At 41.6% G+C, this 15511-nt stretch carries 18 protein-coding genes; 12 read left to right on the forward strand and 6 right to left on the reverse strand.

Annotation, left to right across the window (positions count from 1 at the left end; genetic code table 11):
* Window positions 1-232: 232 nt before the first annotated feature.
* The gene (locus HMPREF0494_RS01210) at window positions 233-1072 is read left to right on the forward strand and encodes an Rpn family recombination-promoting nuclease/putative transposase (protein WP_007123084.1); all 840 of its coding nucleotides are present in this window, start codon (window positions 233-235) and stop codon (window positions 1070-1072) included.
* Window positions 1073-1230: 158 nt separating this feature from the next.
* Here HMPREF0494_RS01210 and HMPREF0494_RS01215 read toward each other — a convergent pair whose 3' ends face one another.
* Window positions 1231-2250 carry a serine hydrolase domain-containing protein gene (locus HMPREF0494_RS01215; RefSeq protein WP_007123085.1) on the reverse strand — a complete coding sequence of 340 codons (1020 nt, stop codon included), beginning with the start codon at window positions 2248-2250 and terminating at the stop codon, window positions 1231-1233.
* A gap of 294 nt (window positions 2251-2544) precedes the next feature.
* Here HMPREF0494_RS01215 and HMPREF0494_RS01225 point away from each other — a divergent pair, with 294 nt between their 5' ends.
* The 4 genes from HMPREF0494_RS01225 (at window position 2545) to HMPREF0494_RS10875 (ending at window position 4440) form a co-directional block, all read left to right on the forward strand.
* Window positions 2545-3000 (forward strand): MarR family winged helix-turn-helix transcriptional regulator, encoded by a 456-nt coding sequence (locus tag HMPREF0494_RS01225; RefSeq protein WP_007123087.1) that lies wholly within the window; start codon window positions 2545-2547, stop codon window positions 2998-3000.
* 57 nt (window positions 3001-3057) lie between these two features.
* Window positions 3058-3231, forward strand: coding sequence for a hypothetical protein (locus HMPREF0494_RS11195; RefSeq protein ID WP_155802456.1), 174 nt, complete (start codon window positions 3058-3060; stop codon window positions 3229-3231).
* A complete protein-coding gene (locus tag HMPREF0494_RS01230) occupies window positions 3228-4019 on the forward strand; it encodes an MFS transporter (RefSeq protein WP_148466440.1) in 792 nt (263 codons plus the stop codon). The genes HMPREF0494_RS11195 and HMPREF0494_RS01230 overlap by 4 nt, the downstream gene beginning before the upstream one ends.
* 64 nt (window positions 4020-4083) lie before the next feature.
* Window positions 4084-4440, forward strand: a complete 357-nt coding sequence (locus tag HMPREF0494_RS10875) for an MFS transporter (protein ID WP_081445929.1) — start codon at window positions 4084-4086, stop codon at window positions 4438-4440.
* 89 nt (window positions 4441-4529) lie between these two features.
* Here HMPREF0494_RS10875 and HMPREF0494_RS01235 read toward each other — a convergent pair whose 3' ends face one another.
* Complete coding sequence (locus HMPREF0494_RS01235; RefSeq protein WP_007123090.1) at window positions 4530-4850, reverse strand: carboxymuconolactone decarboxylase family protein; 321 nt, start codon at window positions 4848-4850, stop codon at window positions 4530-4532.
* Window positions 4851-5112: 262 nt separating this feature from the next.
* On the opposite strand from HMPREF0494_RS01235, the gene HMPREF0494_RS01240 reads away from it, so the two are divergent.
* The 5 genes from HMPREF0494_RS01240 to HMPREF0494_RS01260 all read left to right on the forward strand — a co-directional run bounded on the left by HMPREF0494_RS01240 (window position 5113) and on the right by HMPREF0494_RS01260 (window position 8886).
* Entirely contained in the window at window positions 5113-5958 is an 846-nt protein-coding gene (locus HMPREF0494_RS01240) for an ABC transporter ATP-binding protein (protein ID WP_040458639.1), read from the forward strand.
* Complete coding sequence (locus HMPREF0494_RS01245; RefSeq protein ID WP_007123092.1) at window positions 5958-6797, forward strand: ABC transporter permease; 840 nt, start codon at window positions 5958-5960, stop codon at window positions 6795-6797. Before HMPREF0494_RS01240 ends, HMPREF0494_RS01245 begins: the two co-directional genes overlap by 1 nt.
* Before the next feature lie 24 nt (window positions 6798-6821).
* Entirely contained in the window at window positions 6822-7274 is a 453-nt protein-coding gene (locus HMPREF0494_RS01250) for a LytTR family DNA-binding domain-containing protein (protein ID WP_007123093.1), read from the forward strand.
* Window positions 7275-7286: 12 nt separating this feature from the next.
* A complete protein-coding gene (locus HMPREF0494_RS01255) occupies window positions 7287-7661 on the forward strand; it encodes a DUF3021 domain-containing protein (RefSeq protein ID WP_007123094.1) in 375 nt (124 codons plus the stop codon).
* Window positions 7662-7947: 286 nt separating this feature from the next.
* Complete coding sequence (locus HMPREF0494_RS01260) at window positions 7948-8886, forward strand: nucleoside hydrolase (protein ID WP_040458640.1); 939 nt, start codon at window positions 7948-7950, stop codon at window positions 8884-8886.
* A 153-nt stretch (window positions 8887-9039) separates the two neighbouring features.
* On the opposite strand, the gene HMPREF0494_RS01265 is transcribed toward HMPREF0494_RS01260, so the two are convergent.
* Window positions 9040-9627: a TetR/AcrR family transcriptional regulator gene (locus HMPREF0494_RS01265; RefSeq protein WP_007123096.1), complete on the reverse strand. Its 588-nt coding sequence runs from the start codon at window positions 9625-9627 to the stop codon at window positions 9040-9042.
* Window positions 9628-9777: 150 nt separating this feature from the next.
* Between HMPREF0494_RS01265 and HMPREF0494_RS01270 the strand changes: the two genes are divergently transcribed.
* Together HMPREF0494_RS01270 and HMPREF0494_RS01275 are read left to right on the forward strand one after the other, a co-directional pair.
* A complete protein-coding gene (locus HMPREF0494_RS01270) occupies window positions 9778-10461 on the forward strand; it encodes a hypothetical protein (RefSeq protein WP_040458641.1) in 684 nt (227 codons plus the stop codon).
* Window positions 10454-11416 carry an SIR2 family NAD-dependent protein deacylase gene (locus HMPREF0494_RS01275; protein ID WP_007123098.1) on the forward strand — a complete coding sequence of 321 codons (963 nt, stop codon included), beginning with the start codon at window positions 10454-10456 and terminating at the stop codon, window positions 11414-11416. The genes HMPREF0494_RS01270 and HMPREF0494_RS01275 overlap by 8 nt, the downstream gene beginning before the upstream one ends.
* 75 nt (window positions 11417-11491) lie before the next feature.
* Here HMPREF0494_RS01275 and HMPREF0494_RS01280 read toward each other — a convergent pair whose 3' ends face one another.
* Genes HMPREF0494_RS01280 through HMPREF0494_RS01290 form a run of 3 tightly spaced genes read right to left on the reverse strand, consistent with a single transcriptional unit; the run spans window position 11492 to window position 15480 of the window.
* Window positions 11492-12136, reverse strand: a complete 645-nt coding sequence (locus tag HMPREF0494_RS01280) for an NAD(P)-dependent oxidoreductase (RefSeq protein WP_007123099.1) — start codon at window positions 12134-12136, stop codon at window positions 11492-11494.
* A gap of 18 nt (window positions 12137-12154) precedes the next feature.
* Window positions 12155-13327, reverse strand: coding sequence for an alpha/beta hydrolase family protein (locus tag HMPREF0494_RS01285; protein ID WP_007123100.1), 1173 nt, complete (start codon window positions 13325-13327; stop codon window positions 12155-12157).
* Between the two features lie 23 nt (window positions 13328-13350).
* A complete protein-coding gene (locus tag HMPREF0494_RS01290) occupies window positions 13351-15480 on the reverse strand; it encodes an MMPL family transporter (RefSeq protein WP_007123101.1) in 2130 nt (709 codons plus the stop codon).
* Between the last annotated feature and the right edge of the window lie 31 nt (window positions 15481-15511).

The raw sequence follows: 15511 nt of genomic DNA on the forward strand, positions 1-15511 counted from the left end.
AGTCTCCATCTTTTTTGCGGCCGGAGTATATTGATTTATATTACTTTGATTTGGCTAGGGGCAACTAGTCTGCACCAAATAATGAGATAACGCCTACCCAATGTTAGTTAATGATTGATTTTGCCTTCCTAAGCTAACCCAGCTAAGCAGGGAGAATAAATTTTATTCGCCGTAAATTCCGTCCTTTATAAATAGGGAGCAATCTCAAAATCTTTTATTTGGATGGTACTATATGGATAGTAGAGCTCAGTATTTGAAGCAGCTAGAACAACAATGGAAAAATCTGACAATTACCAACGATATAATGTTTGGGATGGTAATGGAAAACCAAAAGATTTGTTTAGAATTAATTCAGCGTTCATTACCAGAACTAAATATTAAATCAATTAGTAAGGTTATTCCGCAAAGACAGATTAGTGGTCCCATTAGCTCAAGAACGATTCGGGTTGATATTTTTGTTCGTGATGATCAGCAACGGACCTTTGCAATCGAAATACAGGTTGCTAACAGACATAATCTGCCTTTTAGGTTACGGTATTATCAGCAGCAAATTGATTTTGATATTCTAAACGTTGGTGATAGTTATGAAAAATTAAGCGATTATCCGACTTATGTTATTATGTTTTGTGACTTTGATTATTTTGGCTTGGGCTGGAGTAAGTATGAATTTGAAAATTGCTGCATTAATAATCCAGAATTGAAATTGAATGATAGAAGGCGGATTGTAATCTTTAATGCTAAAGCGACGAAATTTCATGGTAACATGAGGTTAAAGGGTTTTCTGCAACTAATGGAAAATGTTGTTGAAGAGAAAGATCAGCTTGTCAGGGATATTCAAGCGGAAATGAAGAGAATTCGCGAAGATCCAATTAGGAGGCATGGCTTCATGAAGTATGAACTTGATCTAATGGATGCGCGTAGTGAGGGCCATAAAGAAGGACAAGTAGAAGGAGCAATTCAAACTCTCCAGCGATTAGGCTATTCACAGGCCCAGATTACCACCGAAGTAGGGAAAACTTATGGAATTAGTAAAGCTAAGATCATCGATTTGATGGACGAATTAGGTAAATAACTAGGAGTTTAAGGGGAGCTGTGACACAACCCCCGGCGGGAAGTCATGATGGCAAACGGTTTTGATCCAGAAATGTAAAACAATTAACAATAAAAAGAAGGCTTCACCTTACCGTTTGAGTAAAGGAAGCCTTCTTTTAGTATGCCTAATGTTTCTAATTACTTCATGTAGTCGTGCATCAGGTCATCGGAAGTGGCCTTCAGCTTTAAGTAATCAATGTTGTTCGAGAAGAGCATAATCATTTGCTTAGTTTTGTAGTTCGCAACAAAGCAGCAGTTGTAGCCAGGAACGCTGCCGTTTGCCCGGATGATGTCACCGCCATAGTACACGCCGCCAAAGTAAGCCACCTCCTGCTTCTTCGCCTGCTGGTAAAACTCGGTGGTCATCTTGGGATTATTGAGAACCTCATTGTAGATGAATTTCCAGTAATCATTTGGCGACATGAATAGGTTGCCCGCACCGAAATCTGAGGAGGTCGTAACCGTGACCTGGCGCCAGTCCACAGCGGGATCCATTGTCTGCGGGACTTCTTTTTGGGCCACTTCGGAAAAGTCCTTCATTTGGTGGAGCCGCAGGGGCTTGGCAAAGGCCTTGTGAAGGTAGCCATTGTAACTACCGTGGGTCTGCTTGCTAATAATGGCGGCTAGCATTTCGTAGTCGACGTCCTGGTAATCCCAGGTGTGCATATGGTTGTTTTTCAGGTGTTTAAGCATGTAGGCAATCTGCTGCTTTTCCCCTTTTAGCGGCAGGGCCGGCCGGTCGTTATTAACGAGACCGCTGGTGTGGTTCATTAATTCGCGGATCGTAATGTCCGAACTGCCGTCAACCTGCGGGAAGTAGTGGTGTAGGGGGGTATCCCAGGTCAGCTGTTTTTGCTGGGCCAGCTGGTAAACCGCAGTCCCGGTGATGATCTTTTGCAGGGAAGCGAGTGGAAAGAGCTGGTTTGCTTTTACCACCTGCTTTTTATTGGCGTTTTCAGTGTTCGTGATGGCAACCGGCTGGCTGCCCTTGCCGTTGACCAGCATTACCCCGTTAATGTGGTGGTCCTTTAAATAGTCGTGGAGCTGGTCTTGGGTTTGTTTGTCAGTCGGGGCGGCCTTTGCGCGTGGTTGATTGGCGACTAACAACAGTGCCAGGGAGCACAGCGCTAAAAAGAAATATAAGTTAAATTTTTTCATAATTGATACCTACCTGTAATGGGGCCGTTTGTTGCTTGGCTCTAAGTTAGTGGGTGGTGATTTCCCAATCCTTATTTTAAACTGCTTCTTAGTATTGGGCAAGGAAGCATTGTTTGCCAGCGTAATCATTACAAAAACGGTTCCCCTAGTGATCAATGCCGTGACGGTTAAGAAGCTTCAGTTACAGGGACTTAATTCCTTTTCCTGGATGGAAGGAGTAGAATTTTGTGCTTTGCTTGTATTATCCAAAAATATGTAGTAAGCTACATTTATTAAGAGAGGAGATGCTAAAAAATGAAGTCAACAGAACTGCCTATACAAAATTACATTGGACCTCAAATCAAAACTCTGAGTATTTTGATTGAAAAAAAGATGAATGCTCAATTGGTTGCCAATGGAATTAACTTAACGGGGACCCAAATTTCAATTTTAGCCTTTTTATATGATCATCAAAAGACGGTAACCCAAAAAGAGATTGAATTAAAGTTCAAAATTAGCCACCCTACTGTGCGAGGAATAATTCGGCGATTAGTTGCATTAAATTTAGTTGAAACAACTACAAGTGATCAGGACAGGCGTCAAATTATTTTAATGTTATCAACTCAAGGACAAAAATTTATGAAAGAAAATCTGAAGATAATCCAAGATCCAGCTAAAAAGATGGAATCAAGATTACGAGATAATATTAAAAAGTCAGATTACGATACTTTTCAGCAGGTATTGCATCAGATGATTAATAATTTGCAATAACCTGCTTTATTTTTAGGCCAAAGTGTAGCTGGCTACATTTATGAGGAGAAAAAACTTATGATTACAATTGACACACCTAATAAGCGAAAAGTAAAAATGATAGCAGTATTAATCTTCGGAGCATTTATAATGATGCTCACTGAAACCTTTTTCAACAATGCTTTACCGTTAATCAGTACAGTGTTAGCCAGTCAATCGCGCAATGGGTCAGCACGGGCTACCAACTTGTGACAGGATTAATGATTCCTTTATCTGCATGGTTTTTTCACCGTTTTAATACTAAACATACTTTCATTAGCTTGTTACTGATTTTTTTACTCGGTTCAGCTTGCGGCTTCTTAGCAAGTAATTTCTGGCTATTATTACTTGGCCGATTAATTCAAGCGATCGCTGCCGGGGCAATGATTCCTTTAATTCAAAATGTAGTTCTCGTACTCTATCCTCAAGAAAAACGAGGCTTTATTATGGGAATAATTGGCTTGGTAATTGCATTTGGTCCAGCCCTAGGTCCAACGGTTGGTGGATGGATCATTGATAATTTAGGTTTAAAATGGTTATTTGGGATTTTAATTCCCTTGACTATTATCCTACTGGTCATCAGTCTTTTTAATGCTAAAAATGTTAATAAGATTGATCGAACACAAAGAGTTGACTGGCTATCTGTAGTAGAATCTTGTCTTGGCTTTGGGGCGCTATTATATGGCTTCTCTGATATCGGCAATATGGGAACAATTAATTTTACAAATGGCTTTATCACAATAATGGGGCTTGTCGTATTAGTATTTTTCTGCTGGCGCCAATTAAAGTTAGAAAAGCCATTGGCGAATTTAAGTGTTTTTAGGAATTATACTTTTAATTTAACGACTATTTTAAGTGCAATTAGTAATATCGCATTACTTAGTGTTGAGCTAGTCTTACCACTATATTTACAACGAGTTCATGACCTTTCAGCATTTCAGGCTGGACTGATGCTCTTACCTGGAGCGAATAACAAGTCTGATTGCTGGAAGACTATATGATAAATTCGGTATTAAGAAACTCTCATTAATCGGCTATGCTATTATTATTTTGGGGACTATGCCGATGATATTTTTTACTCCAGAGACTAATTTGCTACTTGTTGCAGGAGCATATGCTTTCCGGATTATTGGAATTGCTACTGTAATGATGCCAACGTTCACAGAGGGACTTAATGCGTTACCAATTGACTTATACGTTCATGGAAATGCTGCAGCATCGACTGCTCGCCAGATTGCCGGTTCACTTGGAACAGCAGTATTAATGATGATCATTGCCTTTGGTAGTAAGCACGTAGCAGGTAACAATATGTTGCAGGCTGAGCAGCTTAACTACGGGTATCGATACGCATTTTTAGCTTCCTTTGTTTTTGCTTTAATCGGTTTTGTCTTATCATTTTGGTTGAAATCAAAACAGCAGTAACTTCATAGAGAGTGAGAAAAATACCGAAAATCGGCTGGCAAGCTGATTTTCGGTATTTTTCTGTTGAGTTAATTCTCAGTTTCTAAACATTAATCATCCCAAACTTTCTTGGCAACGTTAAATGCTGACCAAGCATTTGGCCAACCAACGTAAAAGGCAAGCTGGGTAATTATTTCTGCAATTTCATCTTTAGTAATTCCATTCTTTTTGGCAGTTTGCATGTGGTAAGGAAGCTGTTCAAAAGCACCCTTAGTGATTAATGCCGTGACGGTTAAAAAGCTCCGGTCGCGGGGGCTTAATTCCTTTTCCCGGGACCAGACTTGGCCAAATAGGACATCATCGTTTAATTCCGCAAATTTAGGAGCAAAATCACCTAATTGGTCGCGGCCAGCAGTTTGTTTTTTTGCCATGTTCAAAACTCCCTTCAAAGTTTTCTTTAGCTACCTTTACTATAACCAGGGAACGGCGAAATGAAAAATACCTATACTGAGTAACGATCGATACCCAAAGTGGATCTTCAAACAGTCCGGGGAGCGGCTCTGGAGCGCTAAGGCCTGCAAATTGAATTTGGGGCAAGAAAATCAGCAACTCACCCGCCGATGTTGACCGTCCATTGAGAAAACAACGTATTAGTGACTCAAAGTTAATACAATGCTGACTGAGGTGAGAGAAATGCTAATAACAACCCAAAATTTAACTAAGAAGTATGGTAACAAAATCGCTGTCGATCAGCTGAATTTAGCGATTCCCCAAGGGGCGTTGGTCGCTTACCTAGGGACAAATGGAGCAGGAAAATCAACGACTATTAACATGCTGGTGGGCCTGCTAAAACCGACTGAAGGAATCATTTCCTACGCCAAGGACTTAAAAATCGGCGTTGTTTTCCAGAACAGCGTGCTGGATGATAACTTAACGGTCAGCGAGAATTTACAGAGCCGGGCGGCAATGTACCAGGGGATTGACCAAGACTGGATTGAGCGCCTGGCAAGCATGATGGGCCTGACTAAGTTCCTGCACCAGCGGTATGGAACCCTGTCCGGTGGTCAAAAAAGACGGGTCGATATTGCGCGGGCATTGTTAAACCATCCCAATTTACTGTTTTTAGATGAGCCAACAACGGGTCTTGATATTCAAACGCGCAATGTCATTTGGCAACTTTTGCGAAAACTGCAGCACGAGCAAGGACTGACGATTTTTCTGACGACCCACTACCTGGAAGAGGCCAGTAACGCGGAACTAATCTATATTCTGGAAGAGGGGAAAGTCCTGGCGACTGGTTCGGCAGCGCAGTTAAAACAACAATACGCGCAGAATTCATTGCTGATGACCTTTAAGGATGACACAGTACCGGAAAGAGCCAAGTTGGTTGACCACCGGCGCTATGAAATTAACGGGATTGGCCATGAGCAAGCCCTGACGCTCCTCAACCATTACCGGAGCAGTTTGAAAAATTTTGAATACCGGCAGGGCGACCTGGATGACGCCTTTGTCAACATTACCGGAAAGGAGATTCAATAATGGCAGCTTTAATTTACCGTAACCTTAAACTATACTTTCGTAACCGCATGGGTGCGATGATGTCATTACTAGGAGCCCTGATTGCATTCTTTATTTACATTGGTTTCCTGAAAGAGAATTTAGTCCAAGAATGGCAAAGAGTCCCTAATGCAAACCAGGTCTTAGATGCCTGGATGATGGGTGGTATTTTAACAATTGCCGGGGTCACTACGGCCTTTGGCGCCTTAGGGCAGTCAGTAAGCGACCGGGAAGACAACTGCTATCAGGATTTTCGGATGACAGCACTGAAGCAGTGGCAGCTCGCGATTAGTTATTTTATCAGTGCCTTTTTAATTAGTTTGATTATGCAATTGGTGTCTTTTATCATCATGGCAGTCTATTTTAAAGCGACTGATAACTTGACGATCAAGTGGGAAGATAGTGGTAAACTCCTGCTAGTTTCGCTACTGGGCACACTTGTCGCAACCGTCTTTTGTCAGATTATTATCGAATTTATCCACAGTCACGTTGTCTTTAACCGAACGTCGGCCTTGATTGGGACCGGAATCGGGTTCGCAATTGCCACTTACATGCCCGTGGGCGCACTATCAGCATTTGGCCGCCACCTGGTTAAGGCTTTTCCAAGTTCCTATATTGCCAGCAGCTTTCGTGAACTGCTGATTGGAAACAAAATTCCGGCAGTAGTTCGGCCAGAGCTCAATGACTACTTAGGGATCAAGCTGACAGTGTTTAAGCATTCTTTGGGCCTGTCACAAAACCTGCCGTTGGTCACAATCGTAAGTTTGCTTGGTCTTGGTTTGCTAATTATTGTTAATCATTTAAAATATAGGCAGCATTAATTTCACTTAGGAGGTTTGCGCAGGTTGAAAGTCAAGTTTCAAAAGGCGGACCTGGGGCCAGATGAAATTACCGTAGTTGTTGAAAGTGCGACTAAGACGGCTCGTGTCGACCGGCTGCTTAGCTATTTAAAATCGTTTGAGGGTCAGTCAACGACGAATATTCCGGTTAAGACTCCCGACCGGTTTATGATTATTAAAACCGGGGACTTAGTCATGGTGGAAGTCAACCAGAATGAACTCTCTTTTTACACCAGCGATCAAGTCGTTAAGTCCGTCGGCAAGTTGAAAGATGTCCGTACGCGGTTAAGCGCACCGAACTTTATCCAGGTTTCGCGCTTCGCCATTATCAATATGGACTATCTGCAAGCAATTGAAAACGGCTTTTCGGGGACACTGGTGGCTAAGCTTGAGCTGGGAGTCAGGACAACGGTCAGCAGGCGGTATGTGTCGGTAATTAAGCAATACTTGGGTTTGTAGCGGGGATTAGCAATGAAAAGAATTTTAAGACGATTTTTAAAGGGACTGGCGATTGGGTCAACTACGTACTTAGTGTTTTTAACCATTCACTTCCAACCGATGTTGCCAACGGCATTTAATACTATCAGCGTCATGGTCATCAGTGGGCTAATTGGCGTGGCAACGTTTATCTTTCAAACGGACTTAAACTATTTTGTGGCGTTAATTGTTCATTTTATAATTACGGTTCTGCTGGTGGCAATTATGATTGTCGTCAACCACTGGGGAATCACTTTACAGTCGTTGTGGTTAATCGTGATTGCCTACGTGGTTATTTGGATTGTTCTTCGGCTCCAGCAAGAGCGTGATGTTCGAGAGATTAACGCAAAGTTGAATAAGCGGAAATAATGGCAAAGATGAGAACGAGAAATAGACCCGAAATTCGCTGATAAGCTGGTTTTGGGCCTTTGTCTTTTGATAAGGAGCGAGCTTATTTAGGATTGGTTAAAACGGTTAAGTTAATTTTTAGGTCCTTAAGTATACCGCCTAATTTGTTTTAAAATTACCGAACTCTCGGTTGGTACCTCGGAGCTAAAAGGGTTTACTAAACGAATGATTGAAAATGGTTAAAATTATTTGTTCGCAGTTATCCTTTTTATGCTATTATCATAACAGCATAAAGGAGGAATTAAACTTGAAGAACATTTATTTTAATCATGATGGTAACGTCGACGATTTGGTTTCCCTGTTGCTGCTGTTGCAGGCACCGGATATTAAGCTGCTGGGGGTCGGCGTGATCGATGCAGACTGTTACGTTGACCCGGCCGTTATGGCGGCGCGCAAGATTATTGACCGCTTCAACCTGCGCGGCGACAAGCTGGAAGTTGCTAAGTCAGATTCGCGTGCCCACCACCAGTTTCCGTCCAACTGGCGGCTGAGTTCCTTCTCGTTTAACGACCTGCCGATTTTAAATGAACCAGGGAAGGTAGAAACGAAGCAGGCGGCCAAACCGGCCCACCTGGATATGCTGGACAAGATTAAAGCGGCTGATTCTCCGGTTACCCTGGTCATGACGGGTCCCCTGACTGACCTGGCCCGGGCCCTGGAGATTGACCCGTCGCTTCAGGATAACATTGACAAGCTGTACTGGATGGGCGGCAGCTTAGATGGTCATGGCAACGTCAATGAACCCGGTTTTGACGGGACCGCGGAATGGAATGCCTTTTGGGATCCCGAAGCGGTCAAGACGGTCTTTGATTCTGATTTAGATATTCAGATGGTCGGCTTGGAAAGCACCGAAGAGCTGCCATTAACGCCAGAATTACGCCGTCATTTTGCAGTCAACCGGCGTTACCCAGCGTTTGACCTGGTAGGGCAGGGCTACTCGCTAGTTTTGGCTGACGAAGCGGACTCGACCTACTACCTGTGGGACGTGCTGACGACCTTGTCGAGCTTATACCCCGAAATTGTTGAATCGACGGTAGAAAAGGCCGCGGTTGAAGTTAATGGACGCGGCGCCGGACGGACATACCAAAGTGCTGACGGTCGCGAACTGACATTGGTTACAAAGGCCGACCAGGAAAAATTCTACCAGCACTTCGATGAACTGTTGAAGAGTGCCCAGATGAAGTAATTGCTACGATAGCTAAACCGCTCAAATGGTTTTTGAATTTTGCTATAAACTTCATTGAAGGGTAATAATATAGTAAGAAATTAAATAACGTTATTTTATCTAAAGAGGAAGCATGACTTGGATCTTTTCCAGGCCATGCCTTTTTGAATTAGCTTAGTTTTTCTTAAATGATTGGTAGCCGGCGTTAATAAAGCGGTTCAACAGTTCAACCTCATGGTACCATTCGTCATCCTTGATAAAGTGATGGCGTTTATTTATCGCAAACGAGCCATGCAAGGTGTAATTAAATAGTGTTTCGGCATCCTGACTATTTAGGCCAGTTCGTTGCTGGATTAATGGAATCATCTTACTGCGTTCATGGCTGGCGATGCGGCCAATGATATATTCACTCAAATCGGGATCCATGAGTAGTGCACGGTACTTAGTTGCACTAGCAATCCGTTGGCAGGTCGGTAACAAGGATTCATTTTGTTTTAAACAGTCAATTGACAGTTCGCTAATATTAGGCAGACTTTCCGCTGAATTTTTTGAAATCATTAATGCATCGTCCAGCACAACATTTAAAACGTCAGTGAGATTATTGAAATGGAGATAGAAAGTTGAACGGGTAATTTCTGCTTGCCGACAAACCTGTGTAACTGTAATTTGTGAATAGGGATGGTCATTAATTAATTCAAGAAAAGCTTCTTTGACAATATTAATGGTGTACTGAGTTCGGCGGTCAGTTTTTCTGGTAGGCATAGTAAAACTCCTTTACGAATTTCCTGATGTGTTCATAAAGCAAACTAAATTGAAAATCTGTATTTAAGTTAAAAGATAAATTTCGTTATTCTATTTTAAGAAGTTAACGACACGTTGTCCATAATAATACAAAGAGTAAAGGAGTTAATGATGGATAAAATTATTCAGGCAGCACAAATTATTAAAGATGCTGATGCAATTTTAATTAGTGCTAGTAATGGTCTATCCATTAGTGAAGGCGTTAATATTTTCGCTAATAATCAGGCCTTTCATCAATATTTTAGTGATTTTCAAACCAAATATGGGATTCAAAGCATCTTGCAGGGAGCTAGTTATAATTTTCCGGCTGATGAACGAGCAGCTTTTATTACCCAATTAAAGCAATATTTACTAGATGATTATCATGGCTCGTCATCATTTGACAGCTTAAAAGCAATCATCCATAGTAAAGATTATTTTGTCGTAACTTCGAACGCAGACAAGCATTTTCAGGTAAATGGCCTTGATCAAATCTGGGAAATTGAAGGTAACTTTTTCGATTTGCAGATGCGGTCACCACAATGGCATGCGCAACAAGCGGCTTTTCAAGACTTTGTTAAACAGTATCGTGGTAAGAAGCTAGTTCAACTGGAATTAGGGATTGGCGCGGCTAATCAATTAATTAAAGCACCGTTAATGCGGATGGTTGCCATGAATCCTAGTTGGTCTTATATCACCATGAACTTGGCAAATGAAATTAATATTATGCCGGTGATTGCTGATCGGTCGACTGCTCTGACGGGTGATTTAAGTAAAACTTTAGAACAATTAAAGGAGGCCATTGACCATGAATAAGCGGACAATGTATGAACAATTGGTAATCCAAACTCAGATGAATTATTCGCAGTATTATGGCGTCTACGCTAGTGGTGGAACCCCGGTTAAGTTAACCGAAAAACCACAGCCATCTTATGACGAACAAATTAAGATTTTTGCTGACAAAATCAAAAAAGCAGACCATATTGTGATTGGCGGGGCCTCGGGGTTATCTGCAGCTGGTGGTGGCGACTTTTATTACACCGATTCGCCGTCTTATAAAAAGCACTTTGCTAAATTTTATGAAAAGTATGGCTTTAAGGGTGCTTTTGCTGGTATGCAACATCGTTGGGATAGTCAGGAAGAATTCTGGGGTTATCTTGCAACCTTTTTGTATACCACACAACATGCTGAAATTCGGCAGCCATATAAAGATTTACAAGCGATCTTAAAAGACCGGGATTATTTTATTGTGACAACTAATCAAGATACCCAGGCAATTAAGGCCTTTCCCGAAGAAAAGGTAGCCCAGATTCAAGGCGACCACCGCTTTTTCCAATGTTCTCAACAATGTACCGATGAGGTCTGGGACGCAGTCAAGCCAGTAGAAGCAATGGGTGATAGCACCAAGGTTCCAACCGAGCTGATTCCGCGGTGTCCGCATTGTGGTGCTGAAGCCTTTCCATGGGTTCGTGGCTATGGTAACTTTCTTGAAGGAACTCGGTATCAGCAAGAATACCAAAAGATTTCTGATGACCTTGAAAAGCATATTCAAGCGCACGATAAGATTCTTTTCGTTGAACTAGGTGTGGGCCGGATGACGCCGATGTTTATCCAAGAACCATTCTGGGCATTAACTAATAATTTACCGGGAGCCTTTGATGTGATGGTGAATAAGGATTATCAATTCTTACCAGAGCAGATTGAAGATAAGGGTGTGGCGATTAAGGGCGACATTGCAAAAGTACTGGATGATGTAAAAGCAGCATTGTAAACAAAGAAAAGCTTCAATTGCAGCATGTAAAAATGTGCATTGAAGCTTTTAAATATTTATTGATGTGATTCATTATTAGTGATCTTGCTTAGAAGACATGATCAACTGTTTGCCATAAGTAGTAGGATCATTGATAATTTTTAACATTACCTGTGCGACATCACTGCGGTATGTGCGCGGTACGCCGCTCATTTTATAATTTGAGGCGGCATCACGGACTAGGGGATGTGGAGTTCTTTCGCCGTTAAAAAGTGGACCAGGATGAACGGTTGTCCAATTAAGATCGGAATTAGGGAGTTGCCTTTCTCCAGCATCATGATCAGCGAAGTTTCCCTTCAAAAATCCTTTTGCACCTAGTCGATACGGGTAACGAGTATTATCGAAGGTCTTACCAACTCCAAGGGCAGACATACTAACCAGTCGCTTAACTTTAGCCTTATCCATTGCTTCAATAATGTTTGGAATGGCTAGGGCAAAAAGTTTACCATTTATATTAGAAATTGGATTACCGAGGGCGGTTAAAACAGCGTCACAATTTTTCATTGACGTTGCCATGACTTCAATATCATTTAATTCACCAGTAATAATCGTGAGGCCTTGGTGTTTAACCATCTTTTCAGGATGACGAACATATGCAACGACTTCATTTTGTTTTTCCAGAGCTTGGTTAACTAACTCTTCGCCAGTTCGCCCGGTTGCGCCGATAATAAAGAGCTTCATTACTGTTTCCTCTCTTTCCTATAGGTTATCACTGATCCAATTAAAGATTTCTTCACTTGCTGGGGCATACCCGCCCATTTGGGTATGCTGCTGGGCAGTGGAATTTTCATCAAAAAATAGGTAGTCCTTAGGGCAGGTTAATAAATCATAGAATTCTTTAGCAGCTGTTGGATTAACTTCGGCCGCACCATTAAGAACGAGTGTTTTGGCTGATATTTTATTAATTATTTGGGTGTTATCGTATTTTGCCAACTCGTTCAACAGGTTTTCTTCCGAGCAACCTTGTTTCCAAGTATAATCCTTTAACAGATATTCGAGCAGTGCTGGGCGAAGAGATCTTGGTAAGGAAAGAATCTTCTTCAGCCGCTGGCTAATCACCTTTCCCCACGCAATGTTTCCCGGATCGGTGATACAAATCTTAATCCGCTTATCAAACGCTGCAGCTCGGGGAATTTGGAAGCCACCAAAACTCATTCCCATGACCCCAATCCTATTGTTATCGACGTGCGGTAAACTAGTAGCAAAATCAAGAACTGGTTTCATGACCTTCTCAAAGTCTGGTCTGAATGGTAATCCCTGCAGTCGCATTGTCATTCCCTGACCGGGGCCATCGAACGTTAAGGCGTTAATACCACGTTTAATTGCAGCATCGGTTACCCAGCGAGTATCGTCAGCCCAAGTATCACGTCCCGGAACAACAATTAACAAAGGGGCATCTTGTCCAGCAGATGGAGCAGTAAAGTAATGACCGGGAAGAGTAGTATCTTCATAAGGAATTTGAATCGCAGTTCCTGGATAATCAGATAATTTAAGAGCTTTATCATAACAATTTTGGCTGGCCAAACAATAGTCCTTCATCCGGACGTCTTCTGTCTTACTGAAATACATTAAAGATACTCGCCAATAGGTTGAAGCACGAAGATAAGCACTTGCCGCACTAATCTTTTTATCCTTTGTTTCGTAGTCCTGCGCCTTTTTCTGCAGACGGTCAGCCATAGTTGACCAAGAATTGATCCAGTTTTCTTCATTGCCATGCTTTAGGTTAACCGTTACTTCAAATACTTCACCAATATCCGCCATATGATAATTAGTTAGACCGAGAACGTGCTTAATTAAAGCGTCCTGCAACATATTTTTACTAAATTTCATTTCCGGCCAATGCTTGTTAAAGCCCCCGTTACTTACCGTCATGATGGATTACCTCCTAAAGTTAGTTATTTTTTATATTCAATTTTGCTGCGCCGCATTCCAGGGAATACCCAATTCCATTTACCACATAGTTTAATCATTGCCGGAACAAAGATTAGGCGGACGATAAAGGCATCAAAGAAAACACCGAATGCAAGTGCAAGGCCAATTGATTTACTTGTAGGGTTAGATGTAATTGCAAAGCTACCAAAAACAGAAATCATGATTAGACCAGCAGTGATAATTACCTTGGCATTTTCTTTCATTCCAGTCCTAACTGCCTTAGTATTGTCGCCAGTTAGTAAATAGATTTCGCGAATCCGAGAAACGAGGAAGACTTCGTAGTCCATTGCTAGTCCGAAGAGAATTCCAATCGCAATTACTGGAAGGAAGGCAATAATTGGTGCTCCTTTGCTAATGCCAAAGACAGTATTTAGCACTGCATCCTGCATGACAGCAGTAAGTGCCCCAAAGGAAGCGAGAAGTGAGAGACCAAATCCAGCCATCGCAACTAATGGAATAATGAATGAGCGAAAGACAATCATCATTAAGACGAACGCCAATGCCATTACGATTCCGGCAAAAATGGGGATTGCCTTATTTAACTTTTCAACAATGTCAATATTAATAGCATTAGTACCAGTCAAAACCAGCTTGGTATTCATTTTATCTTCGGTTGTGTTGGAGTACTTCTTAATATGATGAGCAAGCTGATCGGTCTTCACGGATTCAGGTCCTTCGGTTGGAATAACCATAAAGACTGCATACTTTCCACTATTACTCATCATCCCTGGAGTAGCCATTTTGACATATTTCATTTCTGAAAGATGCTTAGTAATTTCCATTACATCTTGTTGCTTTTCGTCTGGAGTAGCATTTTTATCTAACTTGGCAACCGTTATTAATTGGGCATTCATTCCTTCACCGAACTTATCGGACAAAATATCATAAGCCTTTCGTTCAGTTTGATTAGTAGGTAAGGCTCCATTATATGGCATTCCAAGCCGCATGTGCCCAGAAGGAATTGCAAAGCCAAGCAGAACAAGAGCACTGACGATTACAGTTACAAATGGGTGGCGGATGATAGTGTGCTCAACAAGTCCGTTATTTTTAGCTTTTTGCTTATGCTTCCCTGTTTGATTGTTAGCTGGTCTAATATGTTTATGCACTAATGAAATTAAAGCTGGCAAGAGGGTTAGGGCTGAAAGAATTGCAAAAGCAACGCCAACGGCAGCAGCTAATCCCATTTGGGTTAAGAAGTCAATACCCACAAGGCTTAAACCAGCAACAGCAATAATAACTGTAACTCCGGCGAATAAGACAGAACTACCAGCAGTTGCCATCGCCATGCCAATTGCCTTGATATGATCATCCTCAGTTACACGATTGGTTCGGTAGCGATTAATGATGAATAAGGCGTAATCAATACCGCACGCCAGACTTAAGATCATCGCTAAACTTTGAGCAACTGATGCCGTTTCAAAATAGTTTGAACCTATTCCGATCACAAGTAGTCCAATTGCAAGCCCTATAACGGCGCTGATAATTGGTAAACCGGCAGTAATAAATGAGCGGAAGAGGATTACCATAAAGATAAAGGCAATCGCAACCCCAATTAGTTCAGCAATTTCGTTTACCCCCATTGGGTGAATAGAAACCGTTCCAGTATATTCAACTTGCACACCCTTTTGATGATCAAGAGACTTAAAGGCAGCTTGAGTTTTATGAATTGTTTCAGGAGTAACTGAATTGGCCTTTTGATTGTAAGTTACAGTAGCATAGGTTGTTGTTAAGTCCTTACTGAATTGCTTCGATTGATAAGGGTTCGTTACAAAATCAACGTGTGGCTTTTTCTCAGCATTGGCAATTGAATTTGTAATTGCTTTTTGTGTTTTAGGATTTAATAACCCATTTTTATCTTTAGTCTTAATTACAACTTGAAGAGTTCCGTGATCGGTATCCTGATGAAACTCCTTTTTCAACGTTGACTGAATTTCAGTAGAAGGAATTCCAGAAATTGATAATGATTCATTGTAATTAGATCCAATTTTGGCAGCAGCGGTCCCAAAACCAATTAAGGCGATTAGCCAAACGATAATGGCTGTCCATTTATGCTTAGCCATGAACTCGCCGAGCCGTTTAAGTAGTTTTCCCATGATTCACTCTCCTTTAATTGACTTTTTATAT

The sequence above is a fragment of the Limosilactobacillus antri DSM 16041 genome (assembly GCF_000160835.1).
Classification (GTDB): domain Bacteria; phylum Bacillota; class Bacilli; order Lactobacillales; family Lactobacillaceae; genus Limosilactobacillus; species Limosilactobacillus antri.